The following is a 23,907-nucleotide window of genomic DNA, read 5'->3' on the forward strand; positions in this document are numbered from 1 at the left end:
ACTTTAGACCAATAGTGTCTAGCCTCTAGTCTTGGCGGACATAATTAACCCGACTCATTGTGATTTGCAGCAAACCACCCCATTGAGCGGTATAGGCTGACCCTAATGACTGCCTTGTCCAGGATGATTACGATGCTCTCTGCCCGTCACCGCCGTGCCATTCGCCTGGCCAGTCGCTTCATCGCGCCATATCGCTGGCAGGCCTTTGGCGCCTTGCTGGCGTTGATCGTCACCGCTGGCATCACCTTGTCCATGGGGCAAGGCATCCGCCTGCTGGTGGACGAGGGGTTCATGACCCAGTCACCGCATCTGCTCAATCAGTCCATCGGTCTGTTCATGTTACTGGTGGCGGGATTGGCGATCGGAACCTTTGCACGGTTTTACCTTGTGTCGTGGATCGGCGAGCGCTGCGTCGCCGATATCCGCCGCAACGTGTTCAATCATCTGATTTACCTGCACCCGGGGTTTTACGAAGACAATCGCAGCTCGGAAATCCAGTCCCGCCTGACCGCCGACACCACGCTGCTGCAATCGGTCATCGGTTCTTCGCTGTCATTGTTCCTGCGCAATTTGCTGATGGTGATCGGTGGGATCGTCCTGCTGTTCATCACTAACCCCAAACTCACCAGCATCGTGGTGGTTGCCTTGCCCCTGGTGATCGCGCCGATCCTGATCTTCGGACGCCGGGTGCGTAACCTCTCACGCCTGAGTCAGGACCGGATTGCCGATATCGGCAGTTATGTGTCCGAAACCCTGGGGCAGATCAAGACCGTGCAGGCCTACAACCATCAGGCCCAGGACGAGCGACGGTTTGCCGTGACGGTGGAAGAGGCGTTCAACACCGCGCGCAAGCGCATCTTCCAGCGGGCCTGGCTGATTACCCTGGTGATCGTGTTGGTCTTGGGTGCGGTCGGGGTGATGCTCTGGGTTGGTGGCATGGACGTCATCGCCGGGCGAATTTCCGCTGGCGAGCTGGCGGCGTTCGTGTTCTACAGCCTCATCGTCGGCAGCGCGTTCGGTACGTTGAGCGAAGTGATTGGCGAGTTGCAGCGGGCAGCCGGCGCGGCCGAGCGGATTGCCGAGTTGCTGCGTTCGGAAAACATCATCCTGCCGCCGGTGGCGGGCGCGGTGAAGCTGACGGAGCGGGTCAATGGCCAACTACAACTGCACAATGTGCGTTTTTCCTACCCGTCGCGGCCGGAAAATTATGCTGTCGACGGGTTGAGCCTGACCGTCAATGCCGGTGAGACGCTGGCGCTGGTCGGGCCATCGGGGGCCGGAAAATCCACGGTGTATGACTTGCTGCTGCGTTTTTACGACCCGGCCGAGGGGCGCATCCTGCTCGATGGCGTGCCGTTGACTCAACTCGACCCGCTGGACCTGCGTCGCTGTTTTGCCCTGGTGTCGCAAACCCCGGCGCTGTTTTTCGGCAGCATTGAAGAAAACATTCGCTACGGCAATCCGCAGGCGACGTTGGCCGAGGTACAGGAAGCGGCAAAAGTCGCTTACGCCCATGACTTTATCGAAGCCATGCCCAATGGTTACCAGACTCATCTGGGGGACGGTGGCCTCGGCTTGTCCGGCGGCCAGCGCCAACGCCTGGCCATTGCCCGTGCGCTGCTGGTGGACGCGCCGATCCTGCTCCTGGACGAAGCCACCAGCGCCCTCGACGCCCAAAGCGAACACCTGATCCAGCAGGCGCTGCCGAGCCTGATGAAAAACCGGACCACCCTGGTGATCGCCCATCGCCTGGCCACGGTGAAAAACGCCGACCGAATTGCGGTGATGGACCAGGGGAAACTGGTGGCGGTGGGCACGCATCTGGAGCTGATTGCCAGCAATGCGTTGTATGCGCGGTTGGCGGCGTTGCAGTTCAGTGATGGACATGAAGCGGCATGAATGACTACTGATGAATGACGCCCGGTTCGGGCATTATGTCGTCCTCTGTTATGAGCCCGGATGAGGATATGAGCCGTTATCAACCACCGTTGACCTTGACGACGAAAATGTTGTCGCTGATCGCCGATATCAGCGAACAGATCGGTCAGCTTACGGCTATGGACGAACGCCTGCAGACACCTCAGTTACGTCGTGGCAATCGGATTCGAACGATTCAGGCTTCTTTGGCCATCGAAAACAATACGCTGAGCATCGAGCAGGTGACTGCCGTTCTGGCAGGGCAGCGTGTGCTGGGGTTGCCTCGGGAAATCCAGGAAGTACGAAATGCGTTTGCTGCATACGAAGCCATGCCTGATTGGCAGCCAAGCAGCCGGACCGATTTACTGCGTGCCCATGAATTGCTGATGGGCGGATTGATTGATGAATGCGGGCAGTTTCGTCGAACCGGCGTGGGTATCTATCGTGGCGATAAGTTGATCCATATGGCGCCGCCGCCGAGTCGCGTTGTGCACTTGATTGATGACTTGTTGGCGTGGCTTGGTGCCTCGGACTGGCATCCGCTGATTACCAGTTGCGTCTTTCATTATGAATTTGAGTTCATCCATCCCTTCGCTGACGGTAACGGACGTATGGGACGCCTTTGGCAAACCCTGATACTCAGTCAGTGGCGCCCGGTATTATCTTATTTGCCGGTTGAGGCCGTGATTCGGGATCAGCAGGAGGCGTACTACGCGGCATTGTCGGCGGCCGATCATTTGGCGGAATCAACGCCTTTCGTAGAGTTCATGTTGCAAGCCATGAGCCTTGCACTATCGGAGGCGGTACGGGGTGAGCCAGAAATCGACCCAGTAACCGACCCAGTAACCGACCCAGTAGAGAAGTTGCTTTCTGCACTGCATCTTAACGGTCCGCGAAAGATCAGCGAATTGATGGCTGACATCGGATTGGTGCACAGGGCGACCTTTCGGGCTAACTATCTCAGGCCTGCATTAGCGGTCGAATGGATAGAGATGACCCATCCTGAGTCGCCAAGTAGTCCGGCACAAAAGTATCGCCTGACCCAGCTTGGAAAACAGGTCTTCGCACGACTCAAGTCGGCAAAGAAATTCTGAGCAACAAAAAAGCCCGCATCTGGGATGCGGGCTTTTTTTGAGGGTCGATTTGAATCATTGATCGTCGAAATACCGCTCATGCCAATCCACGATTGGCTGCGGTGAGTTGAGCTTCTCGCCATAGATCACCGAATACGACAGCACGTTTTGCACGTACTGGCGGGTTTCGTCGAACGGAATGCTTTCCACCCACACGTCGAAACTCAGGTGGTCCGCACCGCGCAACCATTGGCGTACGCGACCGGGGCCGGCGTTGTAGGCGGCGGAGGCGAGGACGCGGTTGCCGTTGAACTGGCTGTGCACCTGGCTCAGGTACGCGGCGCCGAGCTGGATGTTCTTGTCCGGGTTGAACAGTTGCTGTGGCGAGCTATAGGGAATGCTGAACTTGCGTGCGGTTTCCTTGGCGGTGGCGGGCATCAGTTGCATCAGGCCCGAGGCGCCGACCCCGGAGCGGGCATCTTCCATGAAGGCGCTTTCCTGGCGAGTGATGGCGAACGCCCAGCTCGGATGCAGGCCGCGATTCTTCGCTTCACGCACCAGCGTGTTGCGGTGGGCCATCGGGAAACGGATATCCAGGTCGTCCCAGTACTGCGCCTGGCTGATGGTGCGAATGGCCGGGAAGTACCATTTCAGGTCGTAGGCCAGTTTGGCCTGGGCGACCATTTCGTCGCGGCTGAAGTGACGGCTGACGTGGTACCACTCGCGGCGCCCGTCGACGATTTGCCCGCGAGCGTGGAACTCCAGGGCGCGACGTATGCCGGGGGTGTTGCGCACTTTGTTGATCAGCGCCTGGCTCATCACCAGCGGCTTGTTGTTCAGCGAATAGGGTGACTGCGAGCGATCCGCCGCGAGGAACCCATAAAAGTCGCGCTCACGAGCCACGCTTCGATAAAGGGTCTGGGCTTCCGGGTTCTGCGGTTGCGCCAGCTCCAGGGTGCGGGCCTGCCAGTAACGCCAGCGGTTGGTGGTGGCCAGGTCCTGGGGCAGGCGGCGGGTCAACTGATAGGCATCGTCCCAGCGCGCCAGGCGCAGGAGCAGGCGCAAGCGCCATTCGGAAACCGTGTTGTCGCGCAGTTCCGGATCGTATTTGGTCATGACGTCCAGGGCTCGACTGTCGAAACGTTTGGCGAGGGTCAGCCCGATTTCCCGGGCGATCGCCACTTTTTCATCCCGGGAGAAATGCATGCTGCTGGCGTAACCGTCGAGCAGATTCATGGCCCTGTCCGGGTCCTGACGAGCCAGGCGGCGCAGGCCGAGGCTGACCACATCGGACATGGCTTCATCGGCCGGGGTGAAGCGTGACGGCTGGTTGAGCAGTTCCGGTTTCTGCGCCACGTCCACCAGCAAACGACCGCGAGGGGCGAGGGTGGTCATGCCGTTGATCAGGCTGTTGGCAAGCGGGTAGTTGCGCGCCTGGGCGGCGAGTTTCGCGCGTTCCCAGCGTTTTTGCTCGGTCAACTGGCCATCGGCGGCCCACATGCCGAACAGGGCATCGCAGGCTTCGGGCTGGGATTTACCGGTCAGCCAGAGCTTTTCAGTGTTGGCGTAACCTTCGGCTTTGAGGTTGTGGCTGATCTGGTACTGCGCATTCAGGCAGTCCAGTTCGGTGAAGTTCATTTTCGGGTCGTAGTACTTGACGAAGGTCGCCCAGTCGCCCCGTTCCGCCAGCCAGCGCAACCAACGCAACTTCATCCAGTTGGCCTGGGGCAGGTCGCCGTGTTCGGCGAGGAATTTCTCGATTTCGGCGTTGCTCGCGGTTTTCAGGCGCGCGGTCAGTTCGTCGTACGCCAGGTAGGGTTCCAGCGGATAATCGGCGAGGGCCTGGCTGTAACGGAAATACGGGCCGCTATCGCCCTTGGCCAGGGCGCGCTTGGCTTCATCGTAATACTGGCGTTGGGTGGACAGGTCCACTGCCTGGGCGGATTGAACGGCAGCGGCAGACAGTAAAAAAGCAGATAAAAGATTGAAAAGGCGACTGCGCATGAGACGTCCGGGCAGAGAAAAATCATGACAAGCGCGGGCCAGGCCCGCGCTGAATTGTCTGTAGCTTAGCCTTTTGCCAGCAGCCGGTGAAAGCTTTGCGGGTCTTCCCGCATCAGTTCGCAACATTTGTCATGCAGAGTGCTACGAGAGTGAAATTGCCGGCCTTCTGAAGCCTCAAGTCAGGTAGAATGCGCGCCCGGTTTTTGGAGAAGCTCATGACCCTGCTCAAATTCAGCGATGTGTCCCTTGCTTTCGGCGCTATGCCGTTGTTGGACAAGGTGTCCTGGCAGATCGCCCGTGGTGAGCGGGTGTGCATCATCGGCCGCAACGGCACTGGCAAGTCCAGCATGATGAAGCTCGTCAAGGGCGACCAGAAGCCCGATGACGGCTCCGTTTGGCGCGCACCCGGGCTCAAGATCGGCGAATTGCCGCAAGAATTGCCGGTGGCCGACGAGCGGACAGTGTTCGACGTGGTGGCCGAAGGCCTGGACGGCGTTGGCGCCTTGCTCGCCGAATATCACCACCTGAGCCAGAACATCGTCACTGACGCCGATCTGGACAAGCTGATGCACGTCCAGCACGACCTCGAAGCCCGCGATGGCTGGCGCTTGCAGACCCTCGTCGACAGCACCTTGAGCCGCCTGCAACTGCCGGCCGACAAGACCCTCGCCGAGTTGTCCGGCGGCTGGCGTCGTCGCGTCCTGCTGGCCCAGGCCCTGGTGTCCGAGCCGGACCTGCTGCTGCTCGACGAACCGACCAACCACCTGGACATCGGTGCCATCGCCTGGCTTGAAGAAGCGCTGAAGGATTTCCAGGGCGCCGTGCTGTTCATCACGCACGACCGTTCTTTCCTGCAGAACCTGGCAACCCGCATCCTCGAACTGGATCGCGGCGGCCTGATCGACTGGAACGGCGACTACGCCAGTTTCCTCGTGCACAAGGAAGCCGCACTGGCGGCCGAGGAGACCGCCAACGCGCTGTTCGACAAGCGCCTGGCCCAGGAAGAAGTGTGGATTCGCCAGGGCATCAAGGCCCGTCGCACCCGTAACGAAGGTCGTGTACGTGCGCTCAAAGCCTTGCGTGTCGAGCGCAGCGAGCGTCGTGAGCGTACCGGCAAGGCCAATATCCAGCTGGAAACCGCCGACAAGTCCGGCAAGCAGGTCATGGTCCTCGATAACGTGAGTTTCGCTCACCCGGACGGTCCGTTCCTGATCAAGGACTTCTCCATGGTGCTGCAGCGCGGCGACCGTATCGGTCTGCTCGGCGCCAACGGTACCGGCAAGACCACCCTGCTGAAGCTGATGCTCAGCGGCTTGCAGCCGACCAGCGGCAAAGTGGAAGAGGGCACCCGGATCGATGTCGCCTACTTCGACCAGTTGCGCCATCAGCTGGATCTGGAAAAAACCGTGATCGACAACGTGGCCGAAGGTCGCGACTTCATCGATATCGACGGCCAGAGCCGCCACGTGCTGAGCTACCTCGGCGACTTCCTGTTCAGCCCGCAGCGTGCCCGCACGCCAGTCAAGGCGCTTTCGGGTGGTGAGCGTGCCCGTCTGTTGCTGGCCAAGCTGTTCAGCAAGCCGGCGAACCTGCTGGTACTCGACGAACCGACCAACGACCTCGACGTCGAAACCCTCGAACTGCTGGAAGAGGTCTTGCTGACCTTCAACGGCACCGTACTGATGGTCAGCCACGACCGGGCATTCCTCGACAACGTGGTCACCAGTACCCTGGTCTTCGAAGGTGAAGGCAAGGTTCGCGAGTACGTCGGTGGTTACCAGGACTGGCTGCGCCAGGGCGGCTCGCCGCGTCTGCTGGGCGTGACCGAGAGCAAGTCCGGCAAGGCAGACCTGAACTCCGCGGTGGTGAAGGCCGAGCCTGCGCCGGTTGCGGCAGCTGTCGAAGCGCCAGTGGCGAAGAAAAAGCTCAGCTACAAATTGCAGCGCGAACTGGAGGCGTTGCCGGGGCAGATCGAGGCCATGGAGCAGCAGATTGCCGCCGTTGAAGCACAAATGGCGGATGCCGGCTTCTATCAGCGTCCGGCGGCCGAAACGGCTGCGGTGATTGCTCAGCTGGAGCAGTTGCAGGCTGAACTCGACATCATGGTCGAGCGTTGGGCCGAGCTGGATGCCTGATTGACCCGGTAACAAAAAAAGCCCGGCGTTCAGTGATGAACGCCGGGCTTTTCATATGAAATGCAATCCCCCTGTAGGAGCGAGCCTGCTCGCGATGAACCTGAGAGCGCCACGGGGTGTCAGGCTGCCCGCGTCATCGTTGACGACCATCGCGAGCAGGCTCGCTCCTACAGGGGGGTGTTGTCAGCTTTTGTTTTGCAAGCGCACCGCCAGCACATCGCAAGGCGCGCCATGCAGCACGTCATTGGCGGTGGAGCCCAGCAACAGTGCCAGACCATGCCGGCCATGGCTGCCCACCACGATCAGGTCGCAGGTTTGCTCCTTGGCCAGGTGGTGGATCTCCTGGCGTGGCTGGCCGTAGGTCAGGTGGCTGTATTCCCTGGAGAGCTCCGGGTATTTCAGGATCAAGCGGTCAAGGCGCTCCTTGGCCTGATCGAACTGCTGCTGTTGCAGTTGTGACAGGTCCATCGGCACGTCGCCGCCGAAGGCCATCGCCATCGGCTCGACAATGTGCACCAGCGACAATTTCGCACCGTTGCTCACCGACAGTTCGCGAGCGCGGTGAATCACAGGGTCGCACTCTTCGGTCAGATCTACAGCGACCAGAATATGGTTGTAGGGCATGAGGTGCTCCTCCTGAGGGATGCAATATTGGTAAGTATGGCTGGTTTCAAGCGCATTGGTTCCAAAGTGACACAATGGGCTCATTCAAATTCGGGAGTACAGATATGACGGTCTGGATAGTGGTGTCAATCCTGCTGGTGGTGCTGAGTCCGCTGGCATGGTTGCGGCCGTCGCGAGTTCAGAGCGGGCGCATCGCCTTGCGGATGGAGGCTCGACGCATCGGGCTGGCCATGCAATTGGCGCCTCAGGAGTGGCCGCACTGGCTCAGCCAGGAGCCGCCGAGCCCCTGCGCCCAGTACCATCGTCCTCGACGTGGCAATCAGCCGGCGTGCTGGAGTTACTGGCAGAAATCACCGGGTGTCTGGGTCAATCAATGGCAGGAAATCTGTGAAGACAGGGCACTGCTCGATCATTTCGAAAAATTGCCGGCCAACGTCTACAAAGTCGAGGCGGACAAGCAAATGATCACGTTGTACTGGGGCGAGAAGGGCGAGGCCGAGGTGTTGCAGCAGATCGACGCCACCCTCAAAGCCCTCGCCTGAAACCCGATCCCCTGTAGGAGCGAGCCTGCTCGCGATGAACCTGAGAGCGCCGCGGGGTGCCAGGCTTCCCGCGTCATCGTTGACGTCCATCGCGAGCAGGCTCGCTCCTACAGGTGTTTTTCGCAGGCAATAAAAAGCCCGACATTCATCATCGGGCTGGAGTTGGCCAGGCAGGCCGGTAAAAACGGTGTTGGCTGATCTTACGCTGGGCATTCGCCAAAAGCGTTCACAATTTTCCCCTGGGTTCCGCCAGCGTAGCTTGTTAAACACGGGCTGCAGCGAATTAGGGCGAACTTTCTAACAATTGATTCTATGAATGACCTTGCATGCTCAAGCGTGTTTAAGGTCTTCGCAGTACGGATATGACCGGAAAGTCGCGTTTCAACCCATGTTTCGGGCGATTGACAATTGTCGGAAATTCCGTGAAGGTGACGTACCCAAATCAAACGGGCGTATGAATTGAGCGTTTGTATTTCAGACCGCTCCTACAGAATCCCGACTATCGCGTTGGCGGGTGTGCCGGGGGAATGGGCGTAGCATTGACGATCAACGTCCCTGCCAAGCCATTCGCCTGCGTCCGACGTGTACTGTTCAGCTTCCATATCGTGGAGATCAGTTGATGATTTACGAAGGTAAAGCCATCACGGTTAAGGCTCTTGAAAGTGGCATCGTCGAACTGAAGTTCGACCTCAAGGGTGAGTCCGTCAACAAGTTCAACCGTCTAACCCTGAACGAACTGCGTCAGGCCGTAGACACCATCAAGGCAGATGCTTCGATCAAGGGCGTGATCGTCAGCAGTGGCAAGGACGTGTTCATCGTCGGCGCCGACATCACCGAATTTGTCGACAACTTCAAGCTGCCGGATGCAGAACTTGTTGCTGGCAACCTCGAAGCCAACAAGATTTTCAGCGATTTCGAAGACCTCAACGTCCCGACCGTCGCCGCGATCAATGGCATCGCGTTGGGTGGCGGTCTGGAAATGTGCCTGGCGGCGGACTACCGCGTCATGTCCACCAAGGCCAAGATCGGTCTGCCGGAAGTCAAGCTGGGCATCTACCCGGGCTTCGGCGGTACTGTGCGCCTGCCGCGCCTGATCGGTGCCGACAACGCCATCGAATGGATCGCCGCCGGCAAGGAAAACCGTCCTGAAGACGCGCTGAAAGTCGGCGCCGTCGACGCCGTGGTTGCTCCTGAGCAACTGCAGGATGCCGCGCTGGAACTGATCAAGCGCGCCATCTCCGGCGAGTTCGACTACAAGGCCAAGCGCCAGCCGAAGCTGGAAAAGCTGAAGCTGAACGCCATCGAACAAATGATGGCTTTCGAAACCGCCAAGGGTTTCGTGGCCGGCCAGGCTGGCCCGAACTACCCGGCGCCGGTTGAAGCGATCAAGACCATCCAGAAAGCCGCGAACTTCGGTCGCGACAAGGCGCTGGAAATTGAAGCTGCAGGTTTCGTCAAGCTGGCCAAGACCTCTGCCGCGCAGAGCCTGATCGGCTTGTTCCTGAACGATCAGGAACTGAAGAAAAAGGCCAAGGCCTACGACGAAATCGCCAAGGACGTGAAGCAGGCCGCCGTACTGGGCGCCGGCATCATGGGTGGCGGTATTGCCTATCAGTCGGCTTCCAAAGGCACGCCGATCCTGATGAAGGACATCAACGAGCACGGTATCGAGCAGGGGCTGGCCGAAGCCGCCAAACTGCTGGTCGGCCGCGTTGATAAAGGTCGCATGACTGCCGCGAAAATGGCTGAAGTGCTCAACGGCATCCGTCCAACCCTGTCTTACGGCGACTTCGGTCACGTGGATCTGGTGGTCGAAGCGGTCGTCGAGAACCCGAAGGTCAAGCAAGCGGTACTGGCCGAAGTTGAAGACAAGGTCAAGGAGGACACCATCCTGGCGTCCAACACCTCGACCATTTCCATCACCTTGCTGGCCAAGGCCCTCAAGCGTCCGGAAAACTTCGTCGGCATGCACTTCTTCAACCCGGTGCACATGATGCCGCTGGTGGAAGTGATCCGTGGCGAGAAGTCCAGCGAGCTGGCTGTTGCCACCACCGTTGCCTACGCCAAGAAAATGGGCAAGAACCCGATCGTCGTCAACGACTGCCCGGGCTTCCTGGTCAACCGCGTCCTGTTCCCGTACTTCGGCGGTTTCGCCAAGCTGGTCAGCGCCGGTGTGGACTTCGTCCGTATCGACAAGATCATGGAAAAATTCGGCTGGCCGATGGGCCCGGCGTACCTGATGGACGTGGTCGGCATCGACACCGGTCACCACGGTCGTGACGTAATGGCTGAAGGCTTCCCGGACCGCATGAAGGACGACCGTCGCTCGGCCGTCGACGTGCTCTACGAAGCCAAGCGCCTGGGCCAGAAGAACGGCAAGGGCTTCTACGCCTACGAGACCGACAAGAAAGGCAAGCAGAAGAAAGTGGCCGATCCGTCGGTACTGGAAGTGCTCAAGCCAATCGTCTTTGAACAGCGCGAAGTCACCGACGAAGACATCATCAACTGGATGATGATCCCGCTGTGCCTGGAAACCGTGCGTTGCCTGGAAGACGGCATCGTCGAAACCGCTGCCGAAGCCGACATGGGTCTGGTCTACGGTATTGGTTTCCCTCCATTCCGTGGCGGTGCGCTGCGTTACATCGATTCGATCGGTGTGGCAGAGTTCGTTGCCCTGGCTGACCAGTACGCTGATTTGGGCGCGCTGTACCACCCGACCGCGAAGCTGCGCGAAATGGCCAAGAACGGCCAGAGCTTCTTCGGTTAAGCGCCCCCAACTAGAGTGAGAGTGAACTTATGAGCTTGAATCCTAGAGACGTCGTGATTGTCGACTTCGGTCGTACTCCGATGGGCCGCTCCAAGGGCGGCATGCACCGCAACACCCGTGCCGAAGACATGTCGGCGCACCTGATCAGCAAACTGCTGGAACGTAACGTCAAGGTCGACCCGAACGAAGTCGAAGACGTGATCTGGGGCTGTGTGAACCAGACCCTGGAGCAGGGCTGGAACATCGCGCGCATGGCGTCGCTGATGACCCAGATCCCGCACACTTCGGCCGGCCAGACCGTCAGCCGCCTGTGTGGCTCGTCGATGAGCGCTCTGCACACTGCCGCGCAAGCGATTATGACCGGCAATGGTGACGTTTTCGTGGTTGGTGGCGTCGAGCATATGGGTCACGTGAGCATGATGCACGGTGTCGATCCGAACCCGCACATGTCGCTGTACGCGGCGAAAGCCTCGGGCATGATGGGCCTGACCGCGGAAATGCTGGGCAAGATGCACGGCATCACTCGCGAGCAGCAGGACGCTTTCGGCGTGCGCTCCCACCAACTCGCCCACAAGGCGACCGTGGAAGGCAAGTTCAAAGACGAAATCATCCCGATGCAGGGCTACGACGAGAACGGTTTCCTGAAAACCTTCGACTACGACGAAACCATTCGTCCGGAAACCACCCTGGAAAGCCTGGCGGCTCTGAAGCCGGCGTTCAATCCGAAGGGCGGCACCGTGACAGCCGGTACCTCGTCGCAGATCACCGATGGTGCCTCGTGCATGATCGTGATGTCGGCGCAGCGTGCGCAGGATCTGGGTATCCAGCCTCTGGCGGTGATTCGTTCGATGGCAGTGGCAGGTGTGGATCCGGCAATCATGGGCTATGGTCCAGTACCGGCCACACAAAAAGCACTGAAGCGCGCGGGTCTGGGCATTTCCGACATCGACTTCTTCGAGCTCAACGAAGCTTTCGCCGCACAGGCCCTGCCAGTGCTGAAAGATCTGAAAGTACTCGACAAGATGAACGAGAAGGTTAACCTGCACGGCGGCGCGATCGCCCTGGGCCACCCGTTCGGTTGCTCCGGTGCGCGTATCTCCGGCACTTTGCTCAATGTGATGAAGCAGAATGGCGGTACCTTCGGGGTAGCCACCATGTGCATTGGTCTCGGCCAAGGCATCTCCACCGTCTTCGAACGCGTTTAAGCGTCTCGTTGATGGAAGCCGGGGCCAAGTGCCCCGGTTTTTGTTTTTCCGGATTTATTTTTTTATTTTGAAAAAATTTGAGTGAGGGCCAAAGCATGCCGATACAACCTGGGCTCTACCAACATTACAAAGGTCCGCAGTACCGCGTATTCAGTGTTGCGCGGCATTCGGAAACCGAAGAAGAAGTGGTCTTCTACCAAGCCCTGTATGGCGATTACGGCTTTTGGGTGCGTCCCTTGAGCATGTTCCTGGAGTCCGTCGAGGTTGACGGCGAACAGGTGCCACGCTTTGCTTTGGTGCAGGCCGAACCGAGCGTTTTTCCGCAGCCATAAGGGGAGTGCGCGCAGAGCCCTGCGCTTGACCTCATCTTGTAGCCACTATATATAGCGGTGCCGCGTCAGGCGCCAACCGCCTTTCACTTCTCGAATTCAGGAATTTTCTGATCCATGGGCAAATCGCTGGTCATTGTGGAATCCCCGGCTAAGGCCAAGACCATCAACAAGTATTTGGGCAACGAATACGTGGTGAAGTCGAGTATCGGCCATATCCGAGACCTGCCCACCAGCGGTTCGGCTAGCGCCAGCAAAGAGCCAGCCGCCAAGCGCGGCAAGGCTGCTGCGGGTGAAGCGCCGGCACTGTCGCCGAAAGAAAAAGCGCGCAAGCAGCTGGTCGCGCGCATGGGTGTCGATCCGGATCATGGCTGGAAAGCCAAGTACGAGATCCTCCCGGGCAAGGAAAAAGTCATCGAAGAGCTGCGCCGGCTCGCCAAGGATGCTGACACCATCTATCTCGCAACCGACTTGGACCGCGAGGGGGAAGCCATTGCCTGGCACCTGCGCGAAGCCATCGGTGGTGACGACACCCGCTACAAGCGCGTGGTGTTCAACGAAATCACCAAGAAGGCGATTCAGGAAGCCTTCTCGAAACCAGGCGAGCTGGATATCGATCGTGTCAACGCCCAGCAGGCGCGTCGCTTCCTCGACCGCGTGGTGGGTTACATGGTTTCGCCGCTGCTGTGGGCCAAGATCGCTCGCGGTCTGTCCGCCGGTCGCGTGCAGTCGGTTGCCGTGAAGCTGGTGGTCGAGCGCGAACGTGAAATCCGCGCGTTCAACCCGGAAGAGTACTGGGAAGTTCACGCCGACCTCGGCACCGCGAAAGGCGCGACCGTGCGCTTCGACGTGGCCCGCGAGAAAGGCGAAGCCTTCAAGCCGCTCAATGAAACCCAGGCCATGGCCGCGCTGGAGAAGCTCAAGGCTTCCAGCTACAGCATCGTCAAGCGCGAAGACAAGCCGACCAGCAGCAAGCCGTCGGCACCCTTCATCACTTCCACCTTGCAGCAAGCCGCAAGCAATCGCCTGGGCTTCGGTGTGAAGAAGACCATGATGATGGCCCAGCGTCTTTACGAAGCTGGCTACATCACTTATATGCGTACCGACTCCACCAACCTTTCGGTTGATGCCGTGGCGATGGCGCGTACCTATATTGAAGGCGAATTCGGCAAGAAATACCTGCCGGAAACCCCGAACGTCTACAGCAGCAAGGAAGGCGCACAAGAGGCTCACGAAGCGATTCGTCCGTCCGACGCCAATACCGAGCCAAGCAAGCTGTCGGGCATGGAGCGTGACGCTGAGCGCCTCTACGAGCTCATCTGGCGCCAGTTCCTCGCTTGCCAGATGCTGCCGGCGCAATACCTGTCGACCACGGTCACTGTCGGTGCCGGCGACTTCGAGCTGCGCGCCAAGGGCCGCATCCTGAAGTTCGACGGTTACACCCGCGTCATGCCGCAAATCGCCAAGCCGGGCGATGACGACGTACTGCCGGACATGGCCCAGGGCGACGCGATGAAGCTGATCAAGCTTGATCCGACCCAGCACTTCACCAAGCCGCCGGCGCGTTACTCGGAAGCCAGCCTGGTAAAAGAAATGGAAAAACGCGGCATCGGTCGTCCTTCGACCTACGCGGCGATCATTTCGACCATTCAGGACCGCGGCTACGTAGCGCTGCACAACCGTCGTTTCTACTCGGAAAAGATGGGCGACATCGTCACCGAGCGTCTGGCCGAAAGCTTCTCCAACCTGATGGACTACGGCTTCACCGCCGGCATGGAAGAGCATCTCGATGACGTGGCCCAGGGCGAACGCGACTGGAAAAACGTGCTCGACGAGTTCTATGGCGACTTCAAGAAGAAACTCGAAGTAGCCGAAAGCCCGGAACACGGCATGCGGGCCAATCAGCCCGTCATGACTGACATTCCGTGCACCACCTGCGGTCGCCCGATGCAGATCCGTACCGCGTCGACCGGCGTGTTCCTCGGTTGCTCGGGCTACAGCCTGCCGCCGAAAGAGCGCTGCAAGGCCACCGTCAACCTGGTGCCGGGCGATGAAATCGCTGCGGACGACGAGGGTGAGTCGGAGTCGCTGGTGTTGCGTGGCAAGCATCGCTGCCCGATCTGCAGCACGGCGATGGACGCCTACCTGCTCGATGAGAAGCGCAAGCTGCACATCTGCGGTAACAACCCGGATTGCGATGGCTACGAAATCGAAGAGGGCACCTATCGCATCAAGGGCTATGAAGGTCCGAGCCTGGAGTGCGACAAGTGCGGTAGCGAGATGCAGCTCAAGACCGGCCGTTTCGGCAAGTTCTTCGGTTGCACCAATGCCACCTGCAAGAACACCCGCAAACTGCTGAAGAGTGGTGATGCCGCGCCGCCGAAGATGGATCCGGTGAAGATGCCTGAGCTGAAGTGCGAAAAGGTCAACGACACCTACATTCTGCGCGACGGTGCATCCGGTCTGTTCCTGGCGGCCAGCCAGTTCCCGAAAAACCGCGAGACTCGTGCTCCATTGGTGATGGAAATCATCCCGCACAAGGATGAGATCGATCCGAAGTATCACTTCCTCTGCGAAGCGCCGAAGAAAGATCCGGATGGCCTCCCAGCTGTGATTCGTTACAGCCGCAAGACCAAGGAGCAGTACGTGCAGACCGAAGTTGACGGTAAGCCGACTGGTTGGAAAGCGTTCTACGACGGCGGCAAGTGGGCGGTCGAAGACAAGCGTCCGGCAGCCAAGGCTTAAAGCCGCGCCCCCTGTAGGAGCGAGCTTGCTCGCGATGGTCGTCAACGATGACGCGGGCCTTCAGAATGCCCGCGTTGCTCTCAGGTCCATCGCGAGCAAGCTCGCTCCTACAGTCAATGCGCAAGGCCGCATGAGAACCCTCGGGTTTTCATGCGGCTTTTTTGTTTTGGGCTTGCGGTCGGATCGGCTGATCCACGACACTGTCAGACCTGCGTGAAGCAATTATTTCGTTGTGGAGGCTGCCGTCATGGCCCACGAACTGTACACCCGCACCAATCAGAAGATTTATTTCGCCGGCTTGTCGCTTGAAGCGCTGGCCCGCACTGAAGAGGGGCGGGCGATGAATTCGCTGGCGCTGATCCAGGCTGGGCGCGAATCCGCGCTGTTTCATCTATACGGCGCGCTGCTGGGCCTGTGTCACGAGATCGCCGGTTTCTATCGCTTGCCTCAGGCCAATGCGCCCCGTGCAGAGTTGTTGCTGACTCGCGAGGTGCTGGACACCATCGCCATTCCGGAAATGGCTGAGCTGGTCGAGCTGGCCAATAACCCGGAGACCTGGCTGGCCAAGTTGTTGGCTGCCCATGCTGCGTTGTTTCAGCCGCCGCGCGCGCCCCACAAGCCAAAAGGCGACGTGACCCAGCCACTGATCCTGGCTGTCAATCTGGATGAAGAGGACGCGCCGCAAGAGCTGAGTCGGGAGGAGCTGGAGAGCTGGCGTCAGAACCTGAAAGCGCTGGCGATCCGCTTTCGCGAAGGCTTGAACGAGTGCTGACAGAAACAGTTTTGGGATGGCATCTGGTCAAGATCCCGAGCGAAGCCTGGCCGATGCCTATATAATCCCCGCCTTTCGTGGAGAACAGTCCTTTATGCCAACGTCCTTTCTAGAAATTGTCGAGTTACCAGACGGCCGTATCGAGCTGCGCAGGGCCGAGGACGAGGGTTCTCTGGTTACTTTGGATTTCTCCGAGGACGCCAAGGCATTCCTGCAAGGGCAGCACGTGGAAGTCGCCAAGGCGATGTTGAGCGTCGGTGTTCAGATGGCCGGTCGCCTGGTTGAAGGCGAATTCGACAAGGAAGAGGGGTCGCGGGTTCTTCATTGACCGCCGCCTGTCGCTTTTCTTGATGTCGTTACTCATCGGCTTCTCTGTCCCTGGAGAAGCCTTGCGCGGTGAATCACGCGTTTGTCCGCCGGTTAACCCAGTCGAATATTCAGGCTCTGAGCGTCCCCGGTACGGGCGGCGCTGATCAGTTGTTGTCGCGATTGGGGGCTCAGCGGGTTGATCCAGCTGACCACCGTGTGGCTACGACCCAGGCGCAGGGCTTCGCAAGTCAGTTGCTGGGCGCTCTGGGTGCCCCGGGGTTGCAGCAGCAGAATGCGCTCGCGGTTAAGGCCGGCATCTCGCAGCCAGGCTTGAGTCAGGCTGGCGGGTGGCGCGATCAGTGTCAACCAGCGTGCGTCCTGGTCCTGGCTCAGTTCCCTGAGGATCGGTGCCAGAAGGCTCAGGCAGTTCCCGGCTGCACCACGCAGTGACAGCTCGCTGAAAGCGTCAGGTTCGGCGCTCCAGGGGGACTCGACTACGTCTTTCAGGATCGGCGCCAATGGCTGTGCCATGAACGCTTCGAACAACGGCAGTTGGGTTTGCTGTGGTGATGTCTGTGGGAACTGCATGGTGCCTCCTTTAGCGGCGAATGACGCCGACACTCAAGCCTTCGATCACCAGTTCCTGGTCTTGAAGGTTCACTTCAATAGGGGCGAACTCGGGGTTCTCGGCGATCAGCCAGACTTTGCTGCCGTCACGCTTGAAGCGCTTGACGGTCACTTCGTCGCCGATCCGCGCAACGACGATCTGGCCGTTACGGGCTTCGCGGGTGGTGTGGACCGCCAGCAGGTCGCCGTCGAAAATGCCGATATCCTTCATGCTCATCCCATGGACGCGCAGCAGGTAGTCGGCGCGGGGATGGAAGAAGGCGGGATTGATGTTGCAGGACTCTTCGATGTGTTGCTGCGCAAGAATCGGGGCGCCGGCTGCTACCCGGCCAATGATAGGCAGGGTGGAATCGTCGGCCTTGGCCTCGAAGCCGGGAATGCGGATGCCACGGGAGGCGCCAGGCGTCATCTCGATTGCACCCTTGCGGGCCAGTGCCTTGAGGTGTTCTTCCGCCGCATTGGGTGACTTGAAACCCAGTTCCTGAGCGATTTCCGCGCGGGTGGGTGGGTACCCGTTGTCTTCCAGGCAGCGCTTGATGAAAGCCAGAATCTCTGCTTGTCGTGGCGTCAGCTTTAGCATATCGATCGCTCTGTTTTTTTATACAGTGACTGGGATTATATACAGTAAGGCGGTCTTGGCAATGCTCCATTTTTCAGTCGCCGCCGGACGGTCAAACAGCTGGTGGATTGAAGCTTTGCCGTTGTGTGGTTAAATGTCTGACCGACCATTCCCGAAACGAACTGCCAGACTTGACAATGCACAGGCTGAAACGTATGTTTCAAACAAGTGTTTGTCAGGCGGAGTAGCCATGGCCCAGTCGGAAACCGTTGAACGCATTCTTGATGCCGCCGAGCAGTTGTTCGCGGAAAAAGGTTTCGCCGAAACCTCGTTGCGTCTGATCACCAGCAAGGCGGGTGTCAACCTGGCGGCGGTGAACTATCACTTCGGTTCGAAGAAGGCGTTGATTCAAGCGGTTTTCTCGCGGTTCCTCGGGCCATTCTGCATCAGCCTCGATAAAGAGCTGGAGCGGCGTCAGGCCAAGCCTGAAATCAAGCCGACACTCGAAGAGTTGCTGGAAATCCTCGTCGAGCAGGCACTGGTGGTGCAGCCGCGCAGTGGCAACGACCTGTCTATCTTCATGCGTTTGCTGGGACTGGCGTTCAGTCAGAGCCAGGGGCACTTGCGTCGTTATCTGGAAGACATGTACGGCAAGGTGTTTCGCCGCTACATGATGCTGGTCAACGAAGCAGCGCCACGTATTCCACCTATCGAACTGTTCTGGCGCGTGCACTTCATGCTGGGTGCGGCGGCGTTCAGCATGTCCGGTATCAAGGCCTTGCGCGCGATTGCCGAAACCGATTTCGGCGTGAACACCTCGATCGAGCAGGTCATGCGCCTGATGGTGCCGTTCCTGGCTGCCGGCATGCGCGCCGAATCCGGCGTTACCGACACGGCCATGGCCACGGCCCAGTTGCGTCCGCGTAGCAAATCGACACCGGTTGCCGCCAAGGTTTAACCGCACACGGGTGGGCGCGGCAGCTGACATCCGCTAAGCTAGCCGCCCATGCCGACTCTCGTTCTGAACCCGTTTCCCATTGAAATCGCCGACCTGCCGGGCATAGCGTCTGGCGGCGAATTCGTGTGGGCCGGGTTTTCTGTTATCAAGGAATTTCTATGACTGCTGGCTTGCAAGGCTCGTTGATGGTGGACGTCGCCGGTACCTGGCTGACGGCTGAAGATCGCCAATTGTTGCGCCAGCCCGAAGTGGGTGGCCTGATCATCTTTGCCCGCAACATCGAGCATCCGCGTCAAGTGCGCGAGCTGAGTGCGGCCATTCGCGCCATTCGTCCCGATCTGCTGTTGGCGGTGGATCAAGAGGGCGGCCGCGTGCAGCGCCTGCGCCAGGGATTCGTGCGATTGCCCGCCATGCGCGCCATTGCCGACAACCCGAACGCCGAATACCTGGCCGAGCAGTGCGGCTGGATCATGGCCACCGAAGTGTTGGCTGTCGGCCTGGACTTGAGCTTTGCCCCGGTGCTGGACCTGGATTACCAGCGCAGCGCCGTTGTTGGCACCCGTTCGTTCGAAGGTGATCCCGAGCGCGCTGCCTTGCTCGCGGGTGCATTCATCCGCGGGATGAACAGCGCCGGGATGGCTGCCACCGGCAAGCACTTCCCCGGCCACGGCTGGGCTGAAGCGGATTCTCACGTCGCGATTCCCAACGACGAACGCAGCCTCGACGAGGTCCGTGCCAATGACCTGGTGCCGTTTGCCAAGCTGAGCAAGCAACTGGCCGCGGTCATGCCGGCCCACGTCATTTATCCACAAGTCGATTCCCAGCCCGCCGGCTTCTCCCGCCGCTGGTTGCAGGACATCCTGCGTGGCGAGTTGCAGTTCGATGGCGTGATCTTCAGTGACGACTTGTCCATGGCGGGCGCTCACGTGGTCGGCGATGCCGCCAGCCGTATCGAAGCGGCGCTGACTGCCGGTTGCGACATGGGCCTGGTGTGCAACGACCGTGCGGCCGCCGAACTGGCCCTGAGCGCTGCCCAGCGTTTGAAGGTCAAGCCTTCCGAGCGCATTGCGCGGATGCGCGGCCAGTCGTTTGCCAGCACCGAATACCGTCAAGACCCGCGCTGGCTGGCCGCTGTCGGTGCGCTCAAAGAAGCTCAATTGATTGATTAAGGACTGTTCGTTATGACGGTTTACGCGATTATCGGTGGCACTGGCCTGACTCAACTCGAAGGCCTGAGCATTCGCCAGTCACTGGCAGTGGACACGCCTTATGGCGCACCTTCGGCCGACGTTCAGATCGGCGAGTATGCCGGCAAGGAAGTACTGTTCCTCGCGCGTCACGGTCATCCCCATCGTTTTCCACCGCATCAGGTCAACTACCGCGCCAACCTCTGGGCGCTGAAGCAGGCCGGTGCCGAAGCCATTCTGGCAGTCAACGCCGTGGGCGGCATCCATGCCGCGATGGGCACCGGGCATTTCTGCGTGCCGCATCAGTTGATCGACTACACCAGCGGTCGTGAGCACACCTACTTTGCCGATGACCTGGAGCACGTCACCCATATCGACTTCAGCTACCCCTACAGCGAGCCGTTGCGTCAGCAACTGATTGCGGCATTGGCGGCGGAAGGCGTGGGCTACAGCAGTCATGGCGTGTATGCCTGCACTCAAGGGCCGCGCCTGGAGACGGTGGCTGAAATCGCCAGGCTGGAGCGCGATGGCTGCGACATCGTCGGCATGACCGGTATGCCGGAAGCCGCCTTGGCCCGCGAGCTGGAACTCGATTACGCCTGTCTGGCGCTGGTGGTGAACCCGGCGGCGGGCAAGTCGACGGCGGTGATCACCATGGCCGAGATCGAGCAGGCATTGCATGACGGCATGGGCAAGGTGAAGTCGACGCTGGCGCGGGTGCTCAAGGGCTGATCAGTCGATACACCGAGTCGACTCCTTCGCGAGCAAGCCCGCTCCCACATTCGAATTGTGTTTAGCTTCAACAGTGGAGGCAACACAAAACCACTGTGGGAGCGGGCTTGCTCGCGAAGAGGCCGGATCAGGCACCGAATGTCTCAACGTTTTTCGAGGTTTTCCGGCAGCGGCGCAAACAGCGCCTCGATATCATCGCTCTGCAGTTTCCAGTCCCCGGCCTTGCGCCCATCCAATACGCCGGCCGCGAGGTCGGATTTCTCCTTTTGCAGGTGCTGAATCTTTTCTTCCACCGTACCGCGCGCAATCAGTTTGTAGACGAACACCGGCTTCTCCTGGCCGATGCGATACGCACGATCGGTCGCCTGGTTTTCCGTCGCCGGGTTCCACCACGGGTCGTAATGAATCACCGTGTCCGCTTCGGTCAGGTTCAGGCCAACGCCACCGGCCTTCAGGCTGATCAGAAAAATCTGACGCTTGCCGCTCTGGAATTCCTTCACCGGTGTGCGGCGGTCGCGGGTCTGGCCGGTCAACAGGGCGTAGGCCACGCCGCGCTTGTTCAGTTCGTCTTCGATCAGTGACAGCATCGAAGTGAACTGCGAGAACAGCAGGATCCGCCGACCTTCCTCGAACAATTCCTCGAGCATTTCCATCAGGCTATCGAGCTTGCCTGACGTGCTGCCACGGCTTGGCAGGGTCGCCTCGTTGACCAGGCGCAAATCGCAGCACACCTGTCGCAACTTGAGCAGGGCTTCAAGAATGATGATCTGGCTGCGGGCCACGCCTTTGCGGGTGATCTCGTCGCGGACTTTCTTGTCCATGGCCAGGCGCATGGTTTCGTACACGTCGCGCTGGGCCTCATTGAGTTCGACCCAGTGGATGATCTCGGTTTTCGGCGGCAACTCGGTGGCAACCTGTTCCTTGGTGCGGCGCAGCAGGAAAGGTTTGATCCGGCCGTTGAGGTGCTGGAGCCTGACCTCGCTGGTGCGTTTTTCAATCGGCACGCGGTAATCGCGGTTGAAGCTTTTGACGTCGCCCAGCCAGCCGGGCAACAGGAAGTGAAACAGCGACCAGAGTTCACCGAGATGGTTTTCCAGCGGCGTGCCACTCAGGCACAGGCGCTGTCGGGCATTGAGCTCGCGGGCAGCCTGGGCGGCCTTGCTGGTCGGGTTCTTGATGTATTGCGCTTCGTCCAGCACCAGTATGTGCAAGGGCTGCGCCGCCAGGCGTTCGACATCCTTGGGCAGCAGCGCATAAGTGGTCAGGATCAGATCGTAGTCGGCCAGCTTGTCGAAGTGTTTTTTGCGGCTGGCACCGTACAGCGCCAGTACCTTGAGCTGCGGCGTGAAGTGCGCCGCTTCGTCGAGCCAGTTGGGGATCAGGCTGGTCGGCATCACCACCATGCACGGCCGGTCGAGACGACCGGCGTTTTTCTCGCTCAGGACGTGCGCCAGTGTCTGCAGGGTTTTGCCCAGGCCCATGTCATCCGCAAGGATTCCACCCACTTCCAGCTGCCGCAGCGATTGCATCCAGCTCAAGCCCTCAAGCTGATACGGACGCAACGTCGCATTCAGGCCGTCCGGGGCGACGGCCGTGTGGTCCTTGATGTCGCGCAGGCGCTGGGCAAAGGTGCGGATCTGTTCGCCACCCTCCCAGAGCAGTGGCATGTCTTCCAGTGGGTTCAGGCGTGTGGCATCGGCCTTGCTCAGGCGCAGCGTGGTGTCGCCGGGCTCCTGCAAGTAGAACTCGCCGAGGGTGGCCAGCACCGGTTTCAAGCGGCCGAAGGGCAGGGCGACTTGCAGCGGGCCGTGCCCGGAGTTCGGGCGATTGGGGATATTGACCAGGATCAGCTCGTCGTCGCGGCGTCGGGCAAGGCGCTCCGGGTTGAGGATTTCGGTGTGGGAGCGCATCAGGTTGAGCAGGATCGGCAACAGGCTCAGGCGTTCGCCGTTGACGATGATCCCCAGTTCCAGGTCGAACCAGTCGCGTTCCGGTGCCTGTTCGACCGTGGCGTACCAGTCGTCTACCGCCGTCAGGTCGAAACCGAATTCCTCGTCGATCTGCAATTCCCAGCCCTGGGTGCGCAACTTCGGCAGTTCATTGAGGGTAAAGGTCAGCCAGGCGCTGTCATTGACCATCTCGAACAGCTCGCCGGCACTTTCCGGCAGGGCCTTGCTTTGCCGGGTGGCGATTTTGAAGCCGAGGATTCGCAGTTGCTCTCGGTAGGACTGTTCCACTTCCGGGTGGCGTTTTATCCGCAGCGTCTGGGTTTCCTGACGAATCAGGATGTCGGTGTTTTTCTGCCCGGAAACGTACTCGTCCAGGTAACTGAAAGACAGCGCCGCGCGATGCTGGATGTAACGCTGCATTCGACCGTTGCGCGGTTCGAACGCGCTGAACTCGATGCTGGCCAGCCACAGGCGCGGAACGGGCTGCACATTGTCCACCAGCACTTGCGGCGGTGCTTTCGGACTGCGGTTTTCCAGGACTGCCTGGAGTTTTTCCAGGAGTTCGGCATCTTTGGCGGCAGCGGGGTAGTCGAGGGTTTCCTGCACTTGAAGGAGCACCGCCGCGCAATGTTTGCAGTTGCTGTGGACCGGGCAGGAGCAGGTGGCGTCGACCATCAGCAGAGTGCCCTTGGCTGACTCGCGCAGGCGAATGGTCTGACGGTAAACGTTACCGCCCGAGCCTTCACACGCGGCGACGATGGTTGCGTCGCCGGCTTCGACGATCCTGACACGATTCTCCAGCGCGTAGCGGCGGCCACGCTCCAGGCTCTGTTCCTTGAATCGGCTGACCCAGGACGGTGCCAGGGGTTTGCTCAGGGTCGCGGACATTGGGAATCAGTCCGGAATTTCTTCGGGAGCTGCTCGGGGGGCGGGGGCGGTCAGCGAGGTGATCTTGATCAGCAGGCCGAGGTGGCCGTTGTCGAGGAAGTTCAATTGGCCGTTTTTGGTGTGGCTTTCCTGTTTCAAGCGCTCGCTGGCCGTCACCATGCCATTGGCATCGATCTGGTTGACCCAGAAATCGGCGTCGACGTCGGTAAAGCGCCCCAGTTTCATGTTCAGTGTGCCCTCGATCGGGTACTGACCATACTGTTCCTTGCCGTCGCTGATCGCCACTTTGCTGGCGGTTTCGCCGAGGGGCTGTTGCCACGCCTTGTGCAGCAACACCGTGTAGTCAGCGCTGCTGGTGAGTTTTTCCACCTCGCCATTGAGGCTTGGCGTGCGCAGGCTGTCGGGGCTGACCGGTTGGGCGCCAGCGGCCCAGTCTTCCGGCGCGGCGCGACTGACGATTGCCGGCACGGTGTTTTGACGGACCAGAATCATTTCGACCTGATACAGGTCATCGGCATATGCCGTGGGTGCGACCAGCGCTGGCATCAACAGGGTCAGCAGGGTCAGTGAGCGAAACAGGCGCAT

19 protein-coding genes and 3 pseudogenes are annotated in these 23,907 nt (G+C 59.9%); 14 read left to right on the forward strand and 8 right to left on the reverse strand.

Going from position 1 to position 23,907, the window contains the following annotated elements; translation table 11 throughout:
* The first annotated feature begins 123 nt into the window (after positions 1–123).
* Positions 124–1,899 carry an ABC transporter transmembrane domain-containing protein gene (locus tag PspS34_RS08945; protein ID WP_174245539.1) on the forward strand — a complete coding sequence of 592 codons (1,776 nt, stop codon included), beginning with the start codon at positions 124–126 and terminating at the stop codon, positions 1,897–1,899.
* A 68-nt stretch (positions 1,900–1,967) separates the two neighbouring features.
* The gene (locus tag PspS34_RS08950; RefSeq protein ID WP_154946515.1) at positions 1,968–3,011 is read left to right on the forward strand and encodes a Fic family protein; all 1,044 of its coding nucleotides are present in this window, start codon (positions 1,968–1,970) and stop codon (positions 3,009–3,011) included.
* Between the two features lie 54 nt (positions 3,012–3,065).
* On the opposite strand, the gene PspS34_RS08955 is transcribed toward PspS34_RS08950, so the two are convergent.
* A complete protein-coding gene (locus PspS34_RS08955; RefSeq protein ID WP_057715658.1) occupies positions 3,066–4,994 on the reverse strand; it encodes a transglycosylase SLT domain-containing protein in 1,929 nt (642 codons plus the stop codon).
* A 215-nt stretch (positions 4,995–5,209) separates the two neighbouring features.
* Between PspS34_RS08955 and PspS34_RS08960 the strand changes: the two genes are divergently transcribed.
* The gene (locus tag PspS34_RS08960) at positions 5,210–7,129 is read left to right on the forward strand and encodes an ATP-binding cassette domain-containing protein (protein ID WP_008022990.1); all 1,920 of its coding nucleotides are present in this window, start codon (positions 5,210–5,212) and stop codon (positions 7,127–7,129) included.
* Between the two features lie 72 nt (positions 7,130–7,201).
* Here PspS34_RS08960 and PspS34_RS28875 read toward each other — a convergent pair.
* Positions 7,202–7,279, reverse strand: a pseudogene (locus tag PspS34_RS28875) (outer membrane lipoprotein carrier protein LolA); the annotation flags it as partial.
* A 33-nt stretch (positions 7,280–7,312) separates the two neighbouring features.
* Complete coding sequence (locus tag PspS34_RS08965) at positions 7,313–7,753, reverse strand: universal stress protein (RefSeq protein ID WP_046041383.1); 441 nt, start codon at positions 7,751–7,753, stop codon at positions 7,313–7,315.
* A gap of 104 nt (positions 7,754–7,857) precedes the next feature.
* Between PspS34_RS08965 and PspS34_RS08970 the strand changes: the two genes are divergently transcribed.
* On the forward strand, positions 7,858–8,295 hold the full coding sequence (locus PspS34_RS08970) for a hypothetical protein (RefSeq protein WP_090454096.1): 438 nt from the start codon (positions 7,858–7,860) through the stop codon (positions 8,293–8,295).
* A gap of 12 nt (positions 8,296–8,307) precedes the next feature.
* On the opposite strand, the pseudogene PspS34_RS28880 reads toward PspS34_RS08970, so the two are convergent.
* Positions 8,308–8,421: pseudogene (locus PspS34_RS28880) on the reverse strand (outer membrane lipoprotein carrier protein LolA); the annotation flags it as partial.
* A gap of 493 nt (positions 8,422–8,914) precedes the next feature.
* Between PspS34_RS28880 and fadB the strand changes: the two are divergent.
* The 7 genes and pseudogenes from fadB (at position 8,915) to PspS34_RS09000 (ending at position 16,441) form a co-directional block, all read left to right on the forward strand.
* Complete coding sequence (gene fadB / locus PspS34_RS08975) at positions 8,915–11,062, forward strand: fatty acid oxidation complex subunit alpha FadB (protein ID WP_159389606.1); 2,148 nt, start codon at positions 8,915–8,917, stop codon at positions 11,060–11,062.
* A 29-nt stretch (positions 11,063–11,091) separates the two neighbouring features.
* Complete coding sequence (gene fadA / locus PspS34_RS08980) at positions 11,092–12,267, forward strand: acetyl-CoA C-acyltransferase FadA (protein ID WP_008023006.1); 1,176 nt, start codon at positions 11,092–11,094, stop codon at positions 12,265–12,267.
* A 95-nt stretch (positions 12,268–12,362) separates the two neighbouring features.
* Entirely contained in the window at positions 12,363–12,599 is a 237-nt protein-coding gene (locus PspS34_RS08985; protein WP_057715655.1) for a DUF1653 domain-containing protein, read from the forward strand.
* A 114-nt stretch (positions 12,600–12,713) separates the two neighbouring features.
* Positions 12,714–15,341, forward strand: a complete 2,628-nt coding sequence (topA, locus tag PspS34_RS08990; RefSeq protein WP_150812430.1) for a type I DNA topoisomerase — start codon at positions 12,714–12,716, stop codon at positions 15,339–15,341.
* A 34-nt stretch (positions 15,342–15,375) separates the two neighbouring features.
* Positions 15,376–15,456: pseudogene (locus PspS34_RS28885) on the forward strand (outer membrane lipoprotein carrier protein LolA); the annotation flags it as partial.
* A 132-nt stretch (positions 15,457–15,588) separates the two neighbouring features.
* The gene (locus PspS34_RS08995) at positions 15,589–16,113 is read left to right on the forward strand and encodes a DUF6586 family protein (RefSeq protein WP_150812431.1); all 525 of its coding nucleotides are present in this window, start codon (positions 15,589–15,591) and stop codon (positions 16,111–16,113) included.
* Between the two features lie 94 nt (positions 16,114–16,207).
* Entirely contained in the window at positions 16,208–16,441 is a 234-nt protein-coding gene (locus PspS34_RS09000; RefSeq protein ID WP_046041430.1) for a hypothetical protein, read from the forward strand.
* Between the two features lie 92 nt (positions 16,442–16,533).
* Here the strand turns inward: PspS34_RS09000 and sulA are convergent, their stop codons facing one another.
* Positions 16,534–17,010, reverse strand: coding sequence for an SOS-induced cell division inhibitor SulA (gene sulA / locus PspS34_RS09005; protein WP_008052977.1), 477 nt, complete (start codon positions 17,008–17,010; stop codon positions 16,534–16,536).
* Between the two features lie 10 nt (positions 17,011–17,020).
* Positions 17,021–17,629 carry a transcriptional repressor LexA gene (gene lexA, locus PspS34_RS09010; protein ID WP_007995278.1) on the reverse strand — a complete coding sequence of 203 codons (609 nt, stop codon included), beginning with the start codon at positions 17,627–17,629 and terminating at the stop codon, positions 17,021–17,023.
* A gap of 229 nt (positions 17,630–17,858) precedes the next feature.
* Between lexA and PspS34_RS09015 the strand changes: the two genes are divergently transcribed.
* The 3 genes from PspS34_RS09015 to PspS34_RS09025 all read left to right on the forward strand — a co-directional run bounded on the left by PspS34_RS09015 (position 17,859) and on the right by PspS34_RS09025 (position 20,485).
* The gene (locus tag PspS34_RS09015; RefSeq protein ID WP_007974041.1) at positions 17,859–18,566 is read left to right on the forward strand and encodes a TetR/AcrR family transcriptional regulator; all 708 of its coding nucleotides are present in this window, start codon (positions 17,859–17,861) and stop codon (positions 18,564–18,566) included.
* Positions 18,567–18,724: 158 nt separating this feature from the next.
* Positions 18,725–19,735, forward strand: a complete 1,011-nt coding sequence (gene nagZ, locus PspS34_RS09020) for a beta-N-acetylhexosaminidase (protein ID WP_159389607.1) — start codon at positions 18,725–18,727, stop codon at positions 19,733–19,735.
* A 12-nt stretch (positions 19,736–19,747) separates the two neighbouring features.
* Positions 19,748–20,485 carry an S-methyl-5'-thioinosine phosphorylase gene (locus tag PspS34_RS09025; protein WP_007974037.1) on the forward strand — a complete coding sequence of 246 codons (738 nt, stop codon included), beginning with the start codon at positions 19,748–19,750 and terminating at the stop codon, positions 20,483–20,485.
* Between the two features lie 143 nt (positions 20,486–20,628).
* Here PspS34_RS09025 and PspS34_RS09030 read toward each other — a convergent pair whose 3' ends face one another.
* Positions 20,629–23,322 carry a DEAD/DEAH box helicase gene (locus PspS34_RS09030; RefSeq protein ID WP_057715650.1) on the reverse strand — a complete coding sequence of 898 codons (2,694 nt, stop codon included), beginning with the start codon at positions 23,320–23,322 and terminating at the stop codon, positions 20,629–20,631.
* Positions 23,323–23,328: 6 nt separating this feature from the next.
* On the reverse strand, positions 23,329–23,907 hold the full coding sequence (locus tag PspS34_RS09035; protein ID WP_057715649.1) for a CsiV family protein: 579 nt from the start codon (positions 23,905–23,907) through the stop codon (positions 23,329–23,331).

The sequence above is a fragment of the Pseudomonas sp. S34 genome (assembly GCF_009866745.1).
Classification (GTDB): domain Bacteria; phylum Pseudomonadota; class Gammaproteobacteria; order Pseudomonadales; family Pseudomonadaceae; genus Aquipseudomonas; species Aquipseudomonas jessenii.

What these genes read in the sequence shown, in the direction of transcription:
- PspS34_RS08950 (WP_154946515.1), top strand. Translation starts at nt 1,968, where the DNA reads ATGAGCCGTTATCAACCACCGTTGACCTTGACGACGAAAATGTTGTCG.
- fadB (WP_159389606.1), top strand. Translation starts at nt 8,915, where the DNA reads ATGATTTACGAAGGTAAAGCCATCACGGTTAAGGCTCTTGAAAGTGGC.
- PspS34_RS08985 (WP_057715655.1), top strand. Translation starts at nt 12,363, where the DNA reads ATGCCGATACAACCTGGGCTCTACCAACATTACAAAGGTCCGCAGTAC.
- PspS34_RS09035 (WP_057715649.1), bottom strand. Translation starts at nt 23,907, where the DNA reads ATGCGCCTGTTTCGCTCACTGACCCTGCTGACCCTGTTGATGCCAGCG.
- sulA (WP_008052977.1), bottom strand. Translation starts at nt 17,010, where the DNA reads ATGCAGTTCCCACAGACATCACCACAGCAAACCCAACTGCCGTTGTTC.
- PspS34_RS09025 (WP_007974037.1), top strand. Translation starts at nt 19,748, where the DNA reads ATGACGGTTTACGCGATTATCGGTGGCACTGGCCTGACTCAACTCGAA.
- nagZ (WP_159389607.1), top strand. Translation starts at nt 18,725, where the DNA reads ATGACTGCTGGCTTGCAAGGCTCGTTGATGGTGGACGTCGCCGGTACC.
- fadA (WP_008023006.1), top strand. Translation starts at nt 11,092, where the DNA reads ATGAGCTTGAATCCTAGAGACGTCGTGATTGTCGACTTCGGTCGTACT.
- PspS34_RS08970 (WP_090454096.1), top strand. Translation starts at nt 7,858, where the DNA reads ATGACGGTCTGGATAGTGGTGTCAATCCTGCTGGTGGTGCTGAGTCCG.
- PspS34_RS08965 (WP_046041383.1), bottom strand. Translation starts at nt 7,753, where the DNA reads ATGCCCTACAACCATATTCTGGTCGCTGTAGATCTGACCGAAGAGTGC.
- PspS34_RS09015 (WP_007974041.1), top strand. Translation starts at nt 17,859, where the DNA reads ATGGCCCAGTCGGAAACCGTTGAACGCATTCTTGATGCCGCCGAGCAG.
- PspS34_RS08945 (WP_174245539.1), top strand. Translation starts at nt 124, where the DNA reads ATGATTACGATGCTCTCTGCCCGTCACCGCCGTGCCATTCGCCTGGCC.
- lexA (WP_007995278.1), bottom strand. Translation starts at nt 17,629, where the DNA reads ATGCTAAAGCTGACGCCACGACAAGCAGAGATTCTGGCTTTCATCAAG.
- PspS34_RS09000 (WP_046041430.1), top strand. Translation starts at nt 16,208, where the DNA reads ATGCCAACGTCCTTTCTAGAAATTGTCGAGTTACCAGACGGCCGTATC.
- PspS34_RS08955 (WP_057715658.1), bottom strand. Translation starts at nt 4,994, where the DNA reads ATGCGCAGTCGCCTTTTCAATCTTTTATCTGCTTTTTTACTGTCTGCC.
- PspS34_RS09030 (WP_057715650.1), bottom strand. Translation starts at nt 23,322, where the DNA reads ATGTCCGCGACCCTGAGCAAACCCCTGGCACCGTCCTGGGTCAGCCGA.
- topA (WP_150812430.1), top strand. Translation starts at nt 12,714, where the DNA reads ATGGGCAAATCGCTGGTCATTGTGGAATCCCCGGCTAAGGCCAAGACC.
- PspS34_RS08995 (WP_150812431.1), top strand. Translation starts at nt 15,589, where the DNA reads ATGGCCCACGAACTGTACACCCGCACCAATCAGAAGATTTATTTCGCC.
- PspS34_RS08960 (WP_008022990.1), top strand. Translation starts at nt 5,210, where the DNA reads ATGACCCTGCTCAAATTCAGCGATGTGTCCCTTGCTTTCGGCGCTATG.